Source organism: Limnohabitans sp. Jir72 (assembly GCF_003063575.1).
GTDB lineage: Bacteria > Pseudomonadota > Gammaproteobacteria > Burkholderiales > Burkholderiaceae_C > Limnohabitans_A.
The window spans coordinates 196,286-212,285 of record NZ_NESC01000005.1 but is presented as its reverse complement, the minus strand read 5'-3'; the positions used below and the strand labels follow the sequence as shown (position 1 = coordinate 212,285).

At 63.0% G+C, this 16,000-nt stretch carries 12 protein-coding genes; 4 read left to right on the top strand and 8 right to left on the bottom strand.

Translation table 11 applies throughout. The features are described 5' to 3' along the window. The first annotated feature begins 5 nt into the window (after positions 1 to 5). Positions 6 to 698, top strand: coding sequence for a response regulator transcription factor (locus tag B9Z52_RS08985; RefSeq protein WP_108413504.1), 693 nt, complete (start codon positions 6 to 8; stop codon positions 696 to 698). Beyond that, positions 695 to 2,110 (top strand): sensor histidine kinase, encoded by a 1,416-nt coding sequence (locus B9Z52_RS08980; RefSeq protein WP_108413503.1) that lies wholly within the window; start codon positions 695 to 697, stop codon positions 2,108 to 2,110. Before B9Z52_RS08985 ends, B9Z52_RS08980 begins: the two co-directional genes overlap by 4 nt. Here B9Z52_RS08980 and B9Z52_RS08975 read toward each other — a convergent pair. The 4 genes from B9Z52_RS08975 to B9Z52_RS08960 all read right to left on the bottom strand — a co-directional run bounded on the left by B9Z52_RS08975 (position 2,092) and on the right by B9Z52_RS08960 (position 5,619). Next, positions 2,092 to 3,210 (bottom strand): alkene reductase, encoded by a 1,119-nt coding sequence (locus tag B9Z52_RS08975; RefSeq protein ID WP_108413597.1) that lies wholly within the window; start codon positions 3,208 to 3,210, stop codon positions 2,092 to 2,094. The genes B9Z52_RS08980 and B9Z52_RS08975 overlap by 19 nt on opposite strands. Before the next feature lie 96 nt (positions 3,211 to 3,306). Next, on the bottom strand, positions 3,307 to 4,092 hold the full coding sequence (locus B9Z52_RS08970; protein ID WP_108413502.1) for a class II aldolase/adducin family protein: 786 nt from the start codon (positions 4,090 to 4,092) through the stop codon (positions 3,307 to 3,309). 92 nt (positions 4,093 to 4,184) lie between these two features. Beyond that, the gene (locus tag B9Z52_RS08965; RefSeq protein ID WP_108413501.1) at positions 4,185 to 4,460 is read right to left on the bottom strand and encodes a YkgJ family cysteine cluster protein; all 276 of its coding nucleotides are present in this window, start codon (positions 4,458 to 4,460) and stop codon (positions 4,185 to 4,187) included. A gap of 10 nt (positions 4,461 to 4,470) precedes the next feature. Further along, positions 4,471 to 5,619: a murein transglycosylase A gene (locus tag B9Z52_RS08960; RefSeq protein WP_233251900.1), complete on the bottom strand. Its 1,149-nt coding sequence runs from the start codon at positions 5,617 to 5,619 to the stop codon at positions 4,471 to 4,473. Between B9Z52_RS08960 and B9Z52_RS18215 the strand changes: the two genes are divergently transcribed. Next, a complete protein-coding gene (locus B9Z52_RS18215) occupies positions 5,618 to 5,752 on the top strand; it encodes a hypothetical protein (RefSeq protein WP_255417801.1) in 135 nt (44 codons plus the stop codon). The genes B9Z52_RS08960 and B9Z52_RS18215 overlap by 2 nt on opposite strands. A 19-nt stretch (positions 5,753 to 5,771) precedes the next feature. On the opposite strand, the gene B9Z52_RS08955 is transcribed toward B9Z52_RS18215, so the two are convergent. The 4 genes from B9Z52_RS08955 to B9Z52_RS08940 are packed head-to-tail and all read right to left on the bottom strand — an operon-like array spanning position 5,772 to position 13,144. Then, entirely contained in the window at positions 5,772 to 6,311 is a 540-nt protein-coding gene (locus tag B9Z52_RS08955) for a C40 family peptidase (RefSeq protein WP_108413500.1), read from the bottom strand. Continuing rightward, positions 6,308 to 6,952 carry a response regulator transcription factor gene (locus B9Z52_RS08950; protein WP_108413499.1) on the bottom strand — a complete coding sequence of 215 codons (645 nt, stop codon included), beginning with the start codon at positions 6,950 to 6,952 and terminating at the stop codon, positions 6,308 to 6,310. The genes B9Z52_RS08955 and B9Z52_RS08950 overlap by 4 nt, the downstream gene beginning before the upstream one ends. A gap of 9 nt (positions 6,953 to 6,961) precedes the next feature. Next, entirely contained in the window at positions 6,962 to 9,052 is a 2,091-nt protein-coding gene (locus tag B9Z52_RS08945) for a nitrogen regulation protein NR(II) (protein WP_108413498.1), read from the bottom strand. Positions 9,053 to 9,061: 9 nt separating this feature from the next. Next, complete coding sequence (locus B9Z52_RS08940) at positions 9,062 to 13,144, bottom strand: YhdP family protein (protein WP_233251899.1); 4,083 nt, start codon at positions 13,142 to 13,144, stop codon at positions 9,062 to 9,064. 31 nt (positions 13,145 to 13,175) lie between these two features. Here B9Z52_RS08940 and glnE point away from each other — a divergent pair, with 31 nt between their 5' ends. Continuing rightward, entirely contained in the window at positions 13,176 to 15,926 is a 2,751-nt protein-coding gene (gene glnE / locus B9Z52_RS08935) for a bifunctional [glutamate--ammonia ligase]-adenylyl-L-tyrosine phosphorylase/[glutamate--ammonia-ligase] adenylyltransferase (protein WP_108413594.1), read from the top strand. Positions 15,927 to 16,000: the final 74 nt, after the last annotated feature.

Below are 16,000 nucleotides of genomic sequence, written 5' to 3'. Positions count from 1 at the left end.
GGTTCATGCGTATCTTGTTGGTGGAAGACGATCCGGTGCTGCAAGCCGTCATGCTGCGCAGCCTGGCCGATGCTGGGCACCGCGTGGATGCCGCGGGCGACTTCTCGAAGGCCCAGCACCTGTGGCATGTGCAGGCCTATGACGCGGTGTTGTTGGACTTGAATTTGCCCCAGACTGCGCGCCGCGATGCCGAGATGGTCAGCGGCTTGACCTTGCTGCGCGAGCGCCGCGCCAAAGGCGACAAGACCCCTGTGCTGGTGCTGACGGCCCGCAACCGCACCGATGAACGCATTGCCGGCCTGGACGCCGGGGCAGATGACTATTTGGGCAAGCCCTTTGAGTTGGCCGAAGTCGAAGCCCGCTTGCGGGCCTTGGTGCGTCGCAGCCACGGGGCCGATGACCAGACCCAAGTAGGGCAGCTGGTGTTGGACCGCAAGGCGCGGCGCATCCTGATCGAGGGTCAGGAGTTGACCTTGCCTGCACGCGAGCTGGAGGTGTTGTGGGAGTTGATGAGCCCGCCCGGACGCACCGTGAGCAAGAAAGACCTGTCCAACAAACTCTCGGACTTTGAAGAAGCGCTGGCCGACAACGCGCTGGAAGCCTTCATTTCGCGCCTGCGCAAAAAGCTGGCGCAATCGGGTGCATCGATTCGCACCTTGCGCGGCCTGGGCTACTTGATGGAAGAAGCGCAGTCATGAAGCCTGCATTCACCACCTTGCGCGCCCGTTTGTTGCGCCACGTGATCTTGCCGTTGGCCCTGACGTGGCTGGTGGGTGCCTTGCTGGCCTTGGCGGTGGCACGCTATTTCACGCAACAGGCGTTTGACCGCGCCTTGTTGGACGACGCTTATGCGGTGGCCAGCCATGTGCGACATGCCGAAGACGGCGGCTTGACGCTGGGCCTGAGTTCGGTCGAGATGGGCAATTTGCTGTTTGACCAGAACGAGAACCTGTACTTTGCGGTTTATCTGGACGAAGGCCAGTTGCTGGCGGGCCACGCGGGCTTGCCGCTGCCGGTGGTTGCCCGTTCGGCGATGACGCCGTTTTTCACCGAAATCCCGTTTCAGAACCGCAGCTTGCGTGCGGTCGTGCTGGAGCGCAGTAAGCCCGCCAACTTCACCGTGGTGGTGGCGCAAACCACACGTGTGCAGGACCGTTTGTTTCAGCGCTTGCTGTTCATTTCGCTGGTGCCGCAGTTGTTGCTGTTGACCTGGCTGGCCTGGTGGCTGCGCCGCGCCATTCAAAAAGATGTGCAACCCCTGATGGATCTGGAGCAAGCGGTGGCCCAGCGTGATGTGCGTGATCTGACACCGCTCATGATTTCCAGCCGCACGCTGGATGTGCAAAAACTTGGCGAGTCCATCAACGCGCTGCTCACCCGCATCGAGCAAAGCGTGCGCGGGCAAAAAGAGTTTGCGGGCAATGTGGCGCACGAGCTGCGCACGCCCTTGGCGGGTATCCGGGCTTTGGCCGAATATGGCCTGACCCAATCCGACCCGCAGGTCTGGCGCGAGCAATTGCGCAGCATCGCGCAAAGCCAGGAGCGGGCCAGCCACTTGATCGACCAGTTGCTGGCCTTGGCCTTGGCGCAAGAAGCGCAGCAAGTCTTGCAGCCGCAGCCGCTGGCTTTGGACGAGGTGGTGCGCGACAGCCTGATGCGCCATTTGCACCGCGCCGATGCGCTGAGGGTGGACCTGGGCGTGGACTTTGAGGAAGGCTTGGATTTTCCGCTGTTCATCTCGGCCCAACGCGCCTTGCTGGAAGGTGTTTTGAACAACTTGATCGACAACGCCCTGCGTTACGGCGTGCCCGCCGATGGCGGTCCTCGCCATGTGACGGTGGCTATCCATCGGCCAGAGCCGGGGGCGGTGTGTTTGTCGGTCATCGACAACGGCCCGGGCATCACGGACGCGCAACGCGAACGCCTCTTGGGCCGTTGGGCCCAAGGCAGCGCGGGCGAAGCGCTCAAGCAAGGCTCCGGTCTGGGCCTGGCCATCGTGGCCGAGTACGCCCGCATCATGGGCGCGCAGCTGTCGATGGTCAGCCCCGCCAGCGCTGGCGATGGGCTGAAAGTCAGCCTGCGCTTTGCGCTTCAGCCCAGCGTCGGGTAGTCCAGGTAACCGGCATCACCGCCGCCGTACAAGGTGGCGCGGTCCAGCGTGTTGAAGGGGCCGCCTTGTTTCAGGCGCGCGCCCAAGTCGGGGTTGGCGATGAAGGGGCGACCAAAAGCGATCAGGTCCGCGCCTTCGCGCAAGGACTGTTCGGCCAGTGGCAGGTCGTAACCGTTGTTGACCATCCAGGCGCCCTGCCCGCCGCTTTGGCGGTAAGCGGTTTTCAGCGCCGCGTAGTCAAACGCCGCAGGGCCTTGCTGGTGGTCACGCGGGCCTCCGGTCGAGCCTTCGATGATGTGCACATAGGCCAGGCCCAGCGGGGCCAGTTGCCGGGCCACATGCTCAAACAATGGCTGTGGCAAGTCGTCGCTCGCGTCGTTGGCAGGGGTCACAGGTGAGAGGCGAATGCCGGTGCGGCCGCCGCCGACTTCGGCCACCACGGCGTGCATCACTTCTTGCAAAAAGCGGGCACGGTTTTCGATGGAGCCGCCATACGCGTCGCTGCGCTGGTTGCTGCCCGAACGCAGGAACTGGTCGATCAGGTAACCGTTGGCTGCATGCACCTCGACGCCATCAAAACCCGCAGCCACCGCGTTGGCGGCGGCGCGGCGGTAGTCTTCCACAATGCCCGGCAACTCGGCGGCATCGAGCGCACGGGGTGCCGATACATCCACAAACTGCGCTTGGCCGTCGACCAGCAAAACGGTTTTGCCTTTGGCGGTCACGGCCGACGGGGCCACGGGCGCTTGGCCATTGGGCTGCAAGCTGGTGTGCGAGATGCGGCCCACGTGCCACAGCTGCATCACGATCTTGCCGCCTTCGGCATGCACAGCGTCGGTCACCTGCTTCCACGAGGCGACTTGTTCGGCGCTCCAGATGCCGGGCACATCGGCGTAGCCCTGGCCTTGGTGGCTGATGCCGGTGGCCTCGGTGATGATCAGGCCCGCGCCAGTGGCGGGGTTGGCGCGTTGGCGGTAATAAGTGGCCATGCGGGCATTGGCCAAGCCGCCCGGCGCACGGTTGCGCGTGAGCGGCGCCATCACGATGCGGGTGGACAGGGCCAGGGTGCCGACTTGGCAGGGTTCAAACAGGGAGGTCATGGTGTGAGATGGTTTTGTGTAGGAGCCGTACCCCATGCGCGATGGCTCATGGGCCATCTGGATGTCATTCGCGCACGGGAGCTGCTCTCAAGGAAATCAAACGTCAAAGCCGGGATTTTCGCGGGCCAGTTTGCGCAGCAGCGAAGGCCAAACAAAAGCGCCGCCCAAACCCCCGGTTTGCACACGCATGGCGTGAGAGATGCCGTCCAAAATTTGCGGGTTCACGGCTGTCAGGTCCTTCGGGCCCGATTGCCCGGCGAGCGCATCGACCTGAATGCGGCAGGTGTTCTCAAACGTGTACATCGACAAGAAAGCATCGGCGATCGATTTGCCCACGGTGAGCAGGCCGTGGTTGCGCAGCATCAAATAATTGGCTTCCCCTAGGTCGGCTTGCAGGCGGGTCTTCTCCTCGTCGCGGATGGCCACGCCTTCGTAGCCGTGGTAGGCCAGCGAGGCCAGCACAAAAGTGCTTTGCTGGCTGATGGGCAGCACGCCGTGCGACTGAGCGCTCACGGCCACGCCCGCACGGGTGTGGGTGTGCAACACGCAACCGGCATCGTGCCGCGCCTCGTGCACCGCGCTGTGGATCACAAAGCCCGCCGGGTTGACCGGGAAGGGGCTGTCGTGCAGTTTGTTGCACTGCATGTCCACCTTGACCAAGCTCGATGCCGTGATCTCGTCGAACATCAGGCCATAGGGGTTGATCAGGAACTGTTCCTGTCCGCCGGTGACCGACTCGGGCAACTTGGCGCTGATGTGGGTGAACACCAGATCGCTCCAGCCGTACAGCGCCACCAATCGGTAGCAAGCGGCCAGATCGACACGCAACTGCCACTCGTCGGGGTGAACGCTGTCTTTCAGTGAAGGGATCTCAAACGCCATGGCTGTGCTCCTGCGGGGTTGAATCAAAACAAGGCGTTCAGCTTAACCACAAGCCTGTGCGCGGTCAGACCTCTTGGTGACTTGGCGCACCTTCAGCCGGGGCGGGTTTGTGCTTCCAGTTGCGTCAGATAAATGCGCGCATATTGCCCGCCATCGTCGGTGGGGCCGCACATCTCAAGAGACGCTTGCAGCTGACCACACACGGCAGGACGGCCGGGTTGGCCAAAGATCTTGCAGCGCAGCTGCTCGTCGAGCTGCACGCAGGGCACGCCCGCAGGTTTGCCGTGGGGCATGCCGGGGATGGCCGAGGAGATGGAGGGCGCAATGCAGCAGGCGGCGCAGCCAGCCCGGCAGGACACGGTTTTCATGAGCAGGCCCTCATTTGGGCCACAAGACCCACAGTTGCAAAGGCTGCTTCATGCGTCCGGCCAACTCGCCAGCGGCGCTGCCCGAGCCCGCGTAATAGTCGGCCCGCACCGCACCCACGATGGCGGTGCCGGTGTCTTGCGCCAGCACCAGTTTGTCCAGCGATGTCACCGGCCCTGGCGAGCGCAGCCAGACCGGCGTGCCGTAGGGGATGCTGCCCTGGTCCACCGCGATGGAGCGGCCAGCGGTCAGTGGCACGCCTTGTGCGCCTTTGGGCCCAGGCGGTGTGCTGCCCGGCGGCAAGGCTTCTTCTTTGAAGAACACCACGCGTGGGTTTTGCCACAGCAACTCGTTCACGCGTGAGGGGTTGCGTGCGATCCAGTCCTTGATGCCGGGCCAAGAGGCGTCGCGGATCAGGCCTTGGTCGAGCAGCCAGCGGCCAATGCTTTTGTAGGGTTGCTCGTTGGTGCCCGCAAAGGCCATGCGCACCAGGCGCTGTTGACCATCGGGCTCGCTCAGGTTGACGAGGCCCGAGCCCTGGATGTGCAGCACCATGGCGTCGACCGGGTCGGCCAGATACACCAGTTCCTTACCGCGCAGGGCGTTGCGGGCGGCGGATGTGGTTTCCATCTCTTGGCGGGTGTACCAGGGCTTGCGCTGGGCCAAGTTTGCAGGCGGCGCATACAAGGGCACGTTGTAGCCCGCACGCGGCATGCGCGAGGCGCTCAGCACAGGTTCGTAATACGAGGTGAGCAGTCCTTCGCTGCGTTGGTCGAGCGACTCCACGCGGTAGGGCTGCAAATTCTGGCGCATCCATTGGCGCTGTGCGGCGGCGGAGGCATTGGCCAGCTGGCTCACCTCGGGGCACAGGGTTTTCCAGGCGGGAGTGGGGCGCAGGCAGCTCTGCTGCCAAGCCGGCCAGGCTTCCTGAAGATCGTCGCTGTCCAGCCCGGTGATGTGGGACCAGGGCACGGGCACCCAGCGGCTTTGGGCTTGCGTGATTGAGGCCGGTAGCGACCCGTTTGGCGCGGTGCTTCGGGCTTCGGGCCACGAGGGCTGGCGGTTGGGGGCCACGGCGCAACCGGCCAGACTGCCTACAATCGCGGCCAATAACCATGCGGCCCGGGCCGATGGCCATCGCATCAAAAGGAACGTGTTCATGGGTTTGATTTTGCTGGAAGCTTTGTTGGCCTTGGTCGTCTTGATCGCGATCGTCTGGTGGACCATGTTTGCCGGGCGCTCCAAAGGTGAATTGTCTGCTTCCAAAGACGATGCCGACCAGGACAAACCGTGATGGACTGCGGCAAACGGCATCAGTCGAGCAGGGTCTGGCCACCTTCAAAACGCTTGGCGTAGTAGCGGTTGCTCAGGTGGTCTATGCGCACACCCGTGCGCTCGTTGCTGGCGTGCACAAAGCGGCCGTCGCCCACATACACGCCCACATGCGAGTGATGTGCGCCGAGCGTGTTGAAAAAAACCAAATCGCCTGGCTGCAAATAGGCGGTGTCCACAGGGCGCGACAGGCGGCCCAGATCGGCCGATGTGCCGCGCAGCTTCATCCCTGCAGCTTCTTTGTAAACATGCGTGACCAAGCCCGAGCAGTCAAAGCCCATGGCGGGACCTTGCCCGCCCCAGGCGTAGCGCGTGTCGAGCAAGGACATGGCATACAAGGCCAGGTTGTTGCGTTTGTCGTTGTGGGCAGACGGGCTGGGGCTGGTCGCCGCCGGTGGCGTAGAGGCCGGTGCCTTGTACGTCGCAGGGGTTGAGCACCCCGCCAGCAGCGCTGCCACGAGCCAGGCCCCTGCCCAAACCCACAAGCCCCGGTGCCTCAGGTCTGTGCGGGAAAGGGTCATGACAGCACTCGCAGCAAATTGGCCAGCTCGACCGCTGACTTGACCTGCATCTTGTCGAACACCCGGGCGCGGTGCACTTCCACCGTGCGAACGCTGATGTCCAGCTGGTCCGCGATCAGTTTGTTGGGCAAGCCTTCGACCACCAGGCGCATGACGTCGCGTTCGCGCTCGGTCAACTCGCCCAATTGCGATTGCAGCAAGCCCGCTTGGCGGCGGGCGGCCAGCCGTTCGTGAGACAAGTGCAAGGCTTGCTCAATGCGATCAACCAGCGCGTTGTCGGAAAACGGCTTCTCGCAAAAATCAAAGGCACCCCGTTTGACGCTGTCGACCGCGGTGGGCACATCGGCGTGACCGGTCAGGAAAATCACAGGCCAAGTCTGTGCAATGCCATTGGCCAGTAGCAGCTCAAACAATGCCAGCCCGCTCATGCCGGGCATGCGAACGTCCAGCAAGATGCAGCCCGATTGCTGGGTAGTGTGGGCACCTGCGTTGGTGTTTATTTCGAGCATGTCCAAGAAGGCTTCAGCACTGTCAAAAGACGTACTCAACAAACGCCGCGTGCGCAGCAGCCAGGCCATGCCTTCGCGCACGCTGATGTCGTCGTCCACGATGTAAACCGTGCTGTCTTGGGGTGAATACATGGCCGGATTTTAGGCTTTGCCCGCTGAGGTGCTGGGCTGATCAAGAGGGGCGGCAGGCAAGGTGAAGCGAAACACCGTGCCTTTGCTGGCTTGCGCTTCGAACTCCAGATGGCCGCCGTGTTGCTCGACCACAGTGCGGCACAGGCTCAAGCCCAGCCCCATGCCTTCGGCTTTGGTGGTGAAAAACGGGGTGAAGAGCTGTTCGGCCACCTCTGGGGCGATGCCGGTGCCCACATCGGTCACGCTCAGCTCCACCCAGCTTTGCTCGGGGTTGGAGGCGGCCCGTTTGGCCTGCAGCACCAGCACACGCCCGGTGCACTCAGGCCGGTCCATGGCCTGCATGCCATTGCGTGCCAGGTTCAGCAGCACTTGCTCGACCATGGTGCGGTCGCACCACACGGCAGGCAGGCGCGGCTCGATGCGGGTCACCACGTTCACCTGCAGTTTGCGGGCCTGGAGATTGACCAAAGGCAAGATGGCGTCGATCAGCGCATGTGGGGCCACCGCCTCTCGGGTTTGGTCGCGCCGCCGCACAAAGTCGTGCACGCTGTTGATCACGCGGCCCGCGCGCCCAGCCTGTTCGGCAATGCGGCGCAGCGCCATGTGCACATCGTCTTGCGATTGCGCCAAGGCATCGGGGTCTTTGAGCAAATTGAGTGAGCCGTTGGCATAACTGGCAATGGCGGCCAGCGGTTGGTTCAGCTCGTGGCTGAGCAGCGAGGCCATCTCGCCCACCGTGGCCAGACGGGCGGTGGCTTGCAAACGCTCCTGGCCGGCCCGAGAGACTTCTTCAATGCGGCGCTGCTCGCTGATGTCGATGACGGCCCCCATCCAGCCGCTTTGTTGGCCTTGGGTGTTGATCAGTGGTGCCTCGATGATCAGCACCGGAAAGCGCGAGCCGTCGGCGCGCATGAAGACCGACTCGAAACCTTCGCGTGGCGGCACATTGCCGGCCAGCCGAATGGCCTGGCGTTGTTTGTATTCGTCCACCATCTCGGGTGGCCAATACGGCATGGGGGCGTTGCGCCCGATCAGTGCGTGCGCTGGCAGCCCGACCATGTCGCAAAACGCCGGGTTCACATAGGTGATGCGCCCTTGCAGGTCGCGCGCCCGCAAGCCGGTGACCAGGGAGTCTTCCATGGCCTTGCGAAAGGCCAGCGCATCGGCCAGATCACGCTCGGCCTTGAGGCGTCTGCGCGAGTCTTTGACCAGCAGCACCATCACCGTGATCAACGCGATCGACATGGCCGTGACCAAGGCGGTGAGCACATTGGGGAACAAGTTGGGCTCGCCCCGTCGGCTGTCCATGCGCAGCACCAGGGTGTTGCCCGGCAAGTCCACCAACTGCTGTGCGGTGAACAGCCGCAGCCCACGGCGGTGGGTGCCCGCGATGGCCAGGCGTGTGCCATCGGCTTCGGTGAAAGACACCTCGTTGCGCCGGCCAAAACTGTTGCCCAGGCGCTCGGCCAGCAGTGGCTGCAGGCCATACGTCACGATGGTGTAGCCCACCAGCTCACCCTCTTGGGTTTGCGGCAAGCACAGCTCCATGACCTCCATGCCCAAGCCGTCGGTTTGCGGCAGGTAGTAGCTGGTGGAATAAGCCGGTCCATTGAAGCGGCGGGCTCGCTGGCAAGACTGGCTGGTTTCGGTGAGTGCGTCTGTGCGCGGGGTGCGCTCGAACACCGGCTTGCGCAGCGGTGAATCGACAAACGCTTTGATGTTCATTTGTGGATCGCGCCATTCCAGCCTGAGCCAGTCACGGTTGTCCCGCAACAAGCCCAGAGCCTGGGCAGACCAGGTCTTGAGGCTGGTGTGTTGGGCCTGCAAGGCTTGCAAGGTCTGGACATCCCGTGACAGGCTGATGCGGATGTCGCTGACCGCATCGGCCGTGTCGCGCTCAAGCGTCGCTTGCAGTTGGCTGATTTCGTAACGCCCGGCCAGCCACACCAGCGTGACCAGTACGGCCACCACCAAGGCCATGAGGGCGGCCCACAAGGAGCGTCTGCCAGACATCTGGATACGTTCATCTTGAGCAGCCCACCAAGCGCGCAGACGCTGCACAGCGGCTCGAAAAATGGGCGGTTTGCTCAATGTGTTCATGTCCTGCGCTTATTTGCTGGGTGCGGCTGGTTGGGCGGCATCGCGCTCCATGCGCTTGACGCGCGGCGTTGTCCAACTGCCGTCGATCAGGAACTCCTGTGTCGAGGCCCGGCTCAAGGGCGATTGCAAATACAGCTGGGCCAAAAATGTGGTCAGTCCGACCAGCGGGTTGACGGCGAGGCCGGCCACCAAAGAAGCGGTGCCGGTGTCCACCTCGGGCAGGATCAAGACGTGCAACTGTTGCGTTTCTTTGGCGATGTCGGCCGAGCCATCGAGCTGCACGATCGCATTGATGCCCTTGATTTGCAGATTGCGTGTGCTGGCGATGCCCTGCTCGATGCTCACGTGGCCTGCCACCGAATCGAAGGCGAAGCCTTCGTAAAACACATCCCGGAAATCCAGCAAAAAGCGGCGCGGCAAGGCCTGCAGGCTCAGCACGCCCAGCAGTTTGGCGGCACCCGCGTCGGCCTTGAGAAATTGACCCCGGCCCATCTTCACATCGAATTGGCCGCTCATGCTGGGGTAGTGCAGCGACAGGGGTGAGCCGTTCCAGCTGATCTGGCCATCGAGCAATCCACTGCCATCGCGCAATGCGCCGGGGGTGCCTAATCGGGTGAGCAAGTCGCCCGCATCACGGACCGAAAGGCGAAAGTTCATTTCGGTCTTGCGCAAGTTGCTGCCCGTGGCCGCCAAGAGCCAGCGACCGGTGCTGCTCAGTGTGGCCTCGGGCAAGACGATGTTGAATTTGTTGAGCCGCCATTCGCTGGCGGGCTTGCCGCCCGACATTTGCAGGGCACTGTTGACCGCTTCAATTTCAATGCGCCCGAGCTTCATGCCGCGCAGCTCCAGTTGCTCGATCACGATGTCCAGCGCGGGCAAGTGGGCCGGTGGCGTTTCCAGCAGGCTTTCAACATCGGCTGCGCTCGACGGCGGTAAATTGAGCCGTGCCAGGCGGGCATACAGCTGGCCCGGCTGAGCGCCTGCAGCTTGGCGAAACTCCAAGTGTCCGCTCAATTCACGGGCATCCACGTTGGCACGCCAGGTCAAACCGTCACGCGTGCCGCCCGCCACCACCTGGTGCAAGGTGCGGCCTTCTGCGGTGATGGTGTTGGCCTGCATGCCGATGCGTGTGGGCCAATAGCTTTGCATGGCTGCGTTGTCGCTGTCAGAGGACTCGCTGCTTGGCGCTGCGGGCCACAAGGCTTGCCACTCGTCGACCGACAACTGGTCCATCGCGACGGTGGCGGCCACCCCGGTATCGGGCATGGGCGGCAGGGTGCCGGTGGTGTTGCCCAGACTCATGCTGCCGCGCAAGACGCGTGGTGTGTGGCCTGACAGGTCGCGCACATACTGCACTGCCGCCACTTTGCCCAGATCGATCTGCAGGCGGTCTTGCAAAGTGGCCCCGGTGCCCTGCACACGGCTGCGGATGCTCAGCGGCATGGCCGCAGCGGCGGCCTTGGTCAAGGGTGCGGGCAGCTTCATGCCCAAGCCTTCGAGCTGGCTTTGGATGAACAGTTCGGGCTGGCCTTGTCGCCAGCCCAAACTGGCGGTGTAGGTGGCGGCGCCGCTCATTTGTTTGGCCAGCACATCCAGGGGGTGGAACTCATGGGCTTGGCGCAGCCCTTCGGCGCTGATCTCGCCTTGTGCGCGCAGCTGCAAGGCGGGTTCGTTGTTGCTGCTGTTGGGTCGCAAGCCGCCCTCGATGTGAATCGGGCCGCCCAGCAAGCGTGCTTGCATGCCATTCAGGCTGAAGCCCGATTCGCTGAACTGGACGGTGCCTTGCGCCTTTTCAAAAACCGGCAACCCGGGTGTGGTGCGCAAGTCGATGCCGCCCAGGATCACCGCGCCTTGCACTTTGGTGTTTTGCGCAGCCAGCAAGGGGATGTTCAGTTTGAGGCGGGTCTGCACAGACCCCGTGGCTTGCATGTCGCGCAAAGCGGAGTTCAGGTATTTGTCGATGGGTGATTTTTGGATCAGGCTGAGCACTTGTGCGGCAGGGCCTTTTTGCTCACCCGAGACTTCCAGCGTGGCTTGCTCGGCCATGTTGGCAATCTTGGCCTGGATCGCGGTCAAGGGCATGCCGGTTTTCGCTTCGCCTGCGCGGGCCGAGGCGTCGCTGAGCTTCATGCTCAAGCGGTCAAAGACCAACTGCCCTGATAAGTCGTGCAGGTGAGGCCAGGGCAGGCTGTTTCGCGGCAGCAGCGAGGCGGGCAGGTAGTCCAGCTCAACGCCACTCAAGCGCCCGGCGAAACGGAACTCGCCTTCTTTGGGGTTGGCAAACGGCAGGCGATCAAGGTCGCCTTTGATGTTGATTTGCACGCCGGTGTAGCGGCCCTTGATCACCGCATCGCGCACGTATTGACGCACGGGTGCGGGCAGTGTCACAGGCAGGTAGCGGTGCACACGTGCGGCATCGGCTTGGCTGGCCAGGCCTTGCAATTCGAGGACACCCAGGCCCTTCGCCTGGCCGTGCCACCGGCCTTGCCATTGACCTGTCATGTCCGCGTTGCTCAGCTTGAGCGACCATTGGGGCACATCCCACAAGCCATTTTTGTGCTGCCAGCGTGCTTGGGCATGCAGGCTGTTCACAGGCACCTTGGGTTCCTCCAGAATGCCGGGCAACAAAACGGCGCCGCCTTCGCCCATGTCGATCTGCACTTGGCCGCCAGCCTGCGTCATCTTCAGTTGAACCTGTGCGCCTTGCAGGCCTGGCCAGCCCGATGCATCTTTGGGCGATGTGCTGCCGGCAGGTGCTGGCAGGTCCAGGTCCTTCAGGCTCGCTTGGGCTTCGTAGCTTTGCGGTTGGTTCCACTCGCCGACCCAGCTCAGTTGCAAGGCATCGACTTGACCGTTGACATCGGTCGCTTGCAGTTGCCGATGCAAGGCCTCGGGCAGTGGCAGGCGCAAAGACAGGTCGCGCAGGGCCTGCAAGTCGATGTGGTCACCCTGCAGACGGCCCTTCGCAGGTTTGCGTGCCTGGACTTGTTCGTGTGTGTAGCTCAGGTTCAGGTTGCCGCCGGGCCAGTGCAAGCCCTCGGCGCTGACGAAAGAAAAATCCCGAAACCCCAGTGTGAACTGTTGGGGCAACACTTGTGCGAAGACGCGACCGGACAAACGCTCAAAAGCCAGCGCTTCATGCTGTGGGTCCAGGCGGATGTTCACGTCGGTCAGGTCGGTGTCGGCAGCGCCCCCTGTCCATTGGCCTTTTTCAAAATCACTCCACAGGCGCAAAGCGCCTTGGCCCGATTGGACGTCTGCGCCCAGTTGCACTTGCTTGCGCAGTTGCGCCACATCGACCTTGGGGAAATAGGCGTAGGCCTGGCCTGACCAGTCTGAAAACTGTGCTGCGTGTGTGGACAACAGGCCGCGCTTGAATTGCCCTACCGCCACGAACCGGGTGCCCCATGCCTCGGGCGGCGTGGCGTCCAGGCGCAGGTCGTGAAAGCGCGTCGAGTTGCGCAGCACCATGTCCACTTCATGCAAGTCCAGGGTTTCAGGGCTTGTCGCTTCCTGGCTCCCCATCTGCAGTTTGCCCAACGCTTTGAGTGGCCGCTGTGCACGCTCGTTGGTCCAGTGCACAGTGCCGCCGCGGATGAGCACTTCGTTTTGCGAAAACAGCCAATCGGCTGCTGCGTTGTCGCCTTGGGATGGGGCGGGCAAGTCCAGACCGGCAATCTGCCATTGACCGGCGGCGGTCAATCGGATGTCCAGCTCGGGCGTGTCCAGCACCAGTTGTTCCAGGCGCAGCCGCAAGACGGAACGCACACTGATGGCCAAAACCACGCGCGGCAGGACCAAGCCGGGGCGCCCCTGGGCATCGAGCAATTCGATGCGGCGCAGTTCGAATGAAGGGGCCCAACCCGTGGATTGGGCAGCCAGTGCACCGATGCGCACCGGCACCCCCATGGTTTGCTGGGCCAAGCGTTCCAGCGCGGGGCGGTAATCGGCGATACGCGGCACAATCCACAAATGCAGGACGCCCCAAGCCAAGCCCAGCAAAATGCCCAACACCAACAACACCCAGCTCAGGGCGTGGATGCTGTGGTTGAGCCACCTTGTCAGGCGGGGAAAATTCGGGATGGACAGCACGAATGGTTGAATCAGAAAGTTGGCAGGAATTATGACCCGCAGTGAGCCTTTGGATGTCGTTCCGACCACGAATGAGCAGGTTTCGGCGAATTTGGCTTCGTATTCACGTTTTGTGCAGCGTTTGCAGCGCCGTTATGCCGATTGGATGCACTTGCTTGCGCCTGGTGCGCCCAACCGCAGCAGCTTGACCGAGGCCTATGAAGCGCTGCAAGGCAAGGGCTTGGACACCGGCGCAGCCTTGCGGGTATTGCGTCAACTCACCATGGAGCGGCTGGTGCAGCTCGATTGCACCGAGCAGGCGCCTTTGCAGGTCATCACCCACGGCGTGACCTGGCTGGCCGAAGTCACCCTGGATATCGCTTGCCGGCAGGCTCAGGCCGATCTGGACAGCATCCACGGGGCACCCATGACGGCCAATGGTCAGCGGGCCGAGTTGTGGATCGTCGGCATGGGCAAGTTTGGCGCGCGCGAGCTCAATGTGTCCAGCGACATCGACCTGATTTACGTCTATGACGAAGACGGCGAGACGGTAGGCAATGCCGATGGCCGCAGCAAGGTTTCCAACCAAGAGTACTTCAGCCGGCTTGTCAAACGTGTTTATGCTCTGATTGGCGAGACCACCGAGCATGGTTTTGTCTTTCGGGTGGACTTGGCCTTGCGACCCAACGGCAACTCGGGCCCGAGCGTGGTATCTCTGGGGGCGCTGGAAGAGTATTTGCTGGTGCAAGGCCGAGAGTGGGAGCGCTTTGCCTGGATGAAAAGCCGTGTGGTCGCTCCGCGCAGCGCGGTGGTGGGCGGCTCGGCCCAGAATCTGCGCAGCGTGGTGTTGCCCTTCGTTTTCCGCCGTTACCTCGACTACAACGTGTTCGAGTCGCTGCGCACGCTGCACCAGCAAATCCGTGAGCACGCGGCCAAGCGCAGCGCAGGCCACCCGGAGCGTGCCAACGATGTGAAGCTCTCGCGTGGCGGCATCCGCGAGATCGAGTTCACCGTGCAACTGTTGCAGGTGGTGCGCGGCGGGCAGTTTCCGGAGCTGCGCACACGCCCCACGCTGGACGCCCTGCAGCGCGTGGCCAAAGCGGGCCTCATGCCGCAAGCCACGGCCGATGCCCTGAGCGCCGCCTATGTGTTTTTGCGCCAGGTGGAGCACCGCATCCAGTACCTGGACGACCAGCAAACCCATGTCTTGCCCACCCGAGATGACGACCTGGCTTGGATCGCCCAGACCATGGGGCATGCCGATACCTGCAGCTTTTTGAGCGCGCTCGACGCGCATCGTGAGGTGGTGGCGCAAGAGTTCGACATCTTGCTGGGCGGTGACCGCGAGTGCAAAGGCTGCAACGGCAAAAACGGGCAACGAACCCCTGCCGAGCTCGATGGCATCGCCAGCGTGTTCAGTGGCCGCATCGGTGAGCGCCTGGCCCAATGGCCGGGCAATCCGCGCGTGCAAGCTTTGCGTGACGATGCCCGCGGACGCCTGATGCGCTTGCTGCAACGCACGGCCCAGTGGCTGCAAGAAGGCCGTGTCAGCGAAGAAGCCGTGCTGCGCATGGTGGACTGGATCGAGCCTTTGCTGCGCCGCGAAAGTTATTTGGCGCTCATGCTGGAGCGCCCTTCGGTGCACGAACGCCTGCTGCGTCTGCTGGGCGCCGCCAAGTGGCCAGCCCGCTACCTCTTGCAACACCCGGGCGTGATCGACGAACTGGCAGGCGGCAACCTGTTTGACAGCCGCTTTGATGCCGCCGAGTTTGAAGCCGAACTGCAGTCGCGTTTGGTGGCCTTGCAGCGCACCGGCGAAGACGATGAAGAAAGCCTGCTCAACTTGCTGCGCCGCGCCCACCATGCCGAACAGTTCCGCACACTGGCGCGGGACGTCGAAGGCGTGCTCACGGTGGAGCAAGTGGCCGATGACCTGAGCGCCCTGGCCGATGCCGTGCTGCGCGTGACGGCCCGTTGGTGCTGGCATCGCCTCAAGCAAAAGCACCGCGAGGAACCGGCCATTGCCATCATCGCCTACGGCAAATTGGGCGGCAAAGAGTTGGGTTACGGCAGCGATCTGGACATCGTGTTTGTGTACGACGACAAGGACGAAAACGAGAGCGAGCGTGCCCAGGAAATCTACGCTGCCTTCGTGCGCAAGCTGATCAATTGGATGACCGTCAAGACCGCTGACGGCGATCTGTACGAAATCGACACTGCCTTGCGCCCCAATGGCAACGCAGGCCTTTTGGTCACGCGTTTTGAGGCCTATGCCGACTACCAAGCGCAGCGCGGCAGCAACGCCGCCTGGACCTGGGAACACCAGGCCATGACGCGAGCCCGTTTTGTGATGGGCCTGCCCTCTTTGGCGCCGCGCTTTGACGCGGTGCGCCATGCCGTCATCAGCGCCCCGCGCGATGCGGCCAGCCTCAAGGCCGAAATCGTGGCCATGCGCGAACGCGTGCGCCAAGGCCACCCGGTCAAAGCCGACCGCTTTGATGTGAAACACAGCCCCGGTGGCATGGTCGATGCCGAGTTTGCCGTGCAATACCTGGTGCTGCTGCACACGGCCCGTCACCCGGAGTTGGCGGACAACGTGGGCAACATCGCCCTGCTACAACGCGCAGAAAAAGTTGGATTGTTGCCTGCGGGCGTGGGCGAGGCGGCGGCCAATGCCTACCGTGAAATGCGCCGTATTCAACACCGAGCCCGCTTGAACGAAGAGCCGACCGATGTGGTACCCCCCGTACTCGCTCAGGAACGCGATGCGGTGTTGACGTTGTGGCGGCTGGTGATGGGCTGATTTCTCAGCTCAAAGCAAGCCCATTTGGCTGTCGATAGGCGCTTTGTCGTGATGTGTTCGGTATGGCGTTTTCC

Coding starts and splice junctions, on each gene's coding strand:
- B9Z52_RS08945 (WP_108413498.1), bottom strand. CDS start 9,052: ATGAACACATTGAGCAAACCGCCCATTTTTCGAGCCGCTGTGCAGCGT.
- B9Z52_RS08960 (WP_233251900.1), bottom strand. CDS start 5,619: ATGAACACGTTCCTTTTGATGCGATGGCCATCGGCCCGGGCCGCATGG.
- B9Z52_RS18215 (WP_255417801.1), top strand. CDS start 5,618: ATGGGTTTGATTTTGCTGGAAGCTTTGTTGGCCTTGGTCGTCTTGATC.
- B9Z52_RS08980 (WP_108413503.1), top strand. CDS start 695: ATGAAGCCTGCATTCACCACCTTGCGCGCCCGTTTGTTGCGCCACGTG.
- B9Z52_RS08950 (WP_108413499.1), bottom strand. CDS start 6,952: ATGTATTCACCCCAAGACAGCACGGTTTACATCGTGGACGACGACATC.
- B9Z52_RS08955 (WP_108413500.1), bottom strand. CDS start 6,311: ATGACCCTTTCCCGCACAGACCTGAGGCACCGGGGCTTGTGGGTTTGG.
- B9Z52_RS08970 (WP_108413502.1), bottom strand. CDS start 4,092: ATGGCGTTTGAGATCCCTTCACTGAAAGACAGCGTTCACCCCGACGAG.
- B9Z52_RS08975 (WP_108413597.1), bottom strand. CDS start 3,210: ATGACCTCCCTGTTTGAACCCTGCCAAGTCGGCACCCTGGCCCTGTCC.
- glnE (WP_108413594.1), top strand. CDS start 13,176: ATGACCCGCAGTGAGCCTTTGGATGTCGTTCCGACCACGAATGAGCAG.
- B9Z52_RS08985 (WP_108413504.1), top strand. CDS start 6: ATGCGTATCTTGTTGGTGGAAGACGATCCGGTGCTGCAAGCCGTCATG.
- B9Z52_RS08965 (WP_108413501.1), bottom strand. CDS start 4,460: ATGAAAACCGTGTCCTGCCGGGCTGGCTGCGCCGCCTGCTGCATTGCG.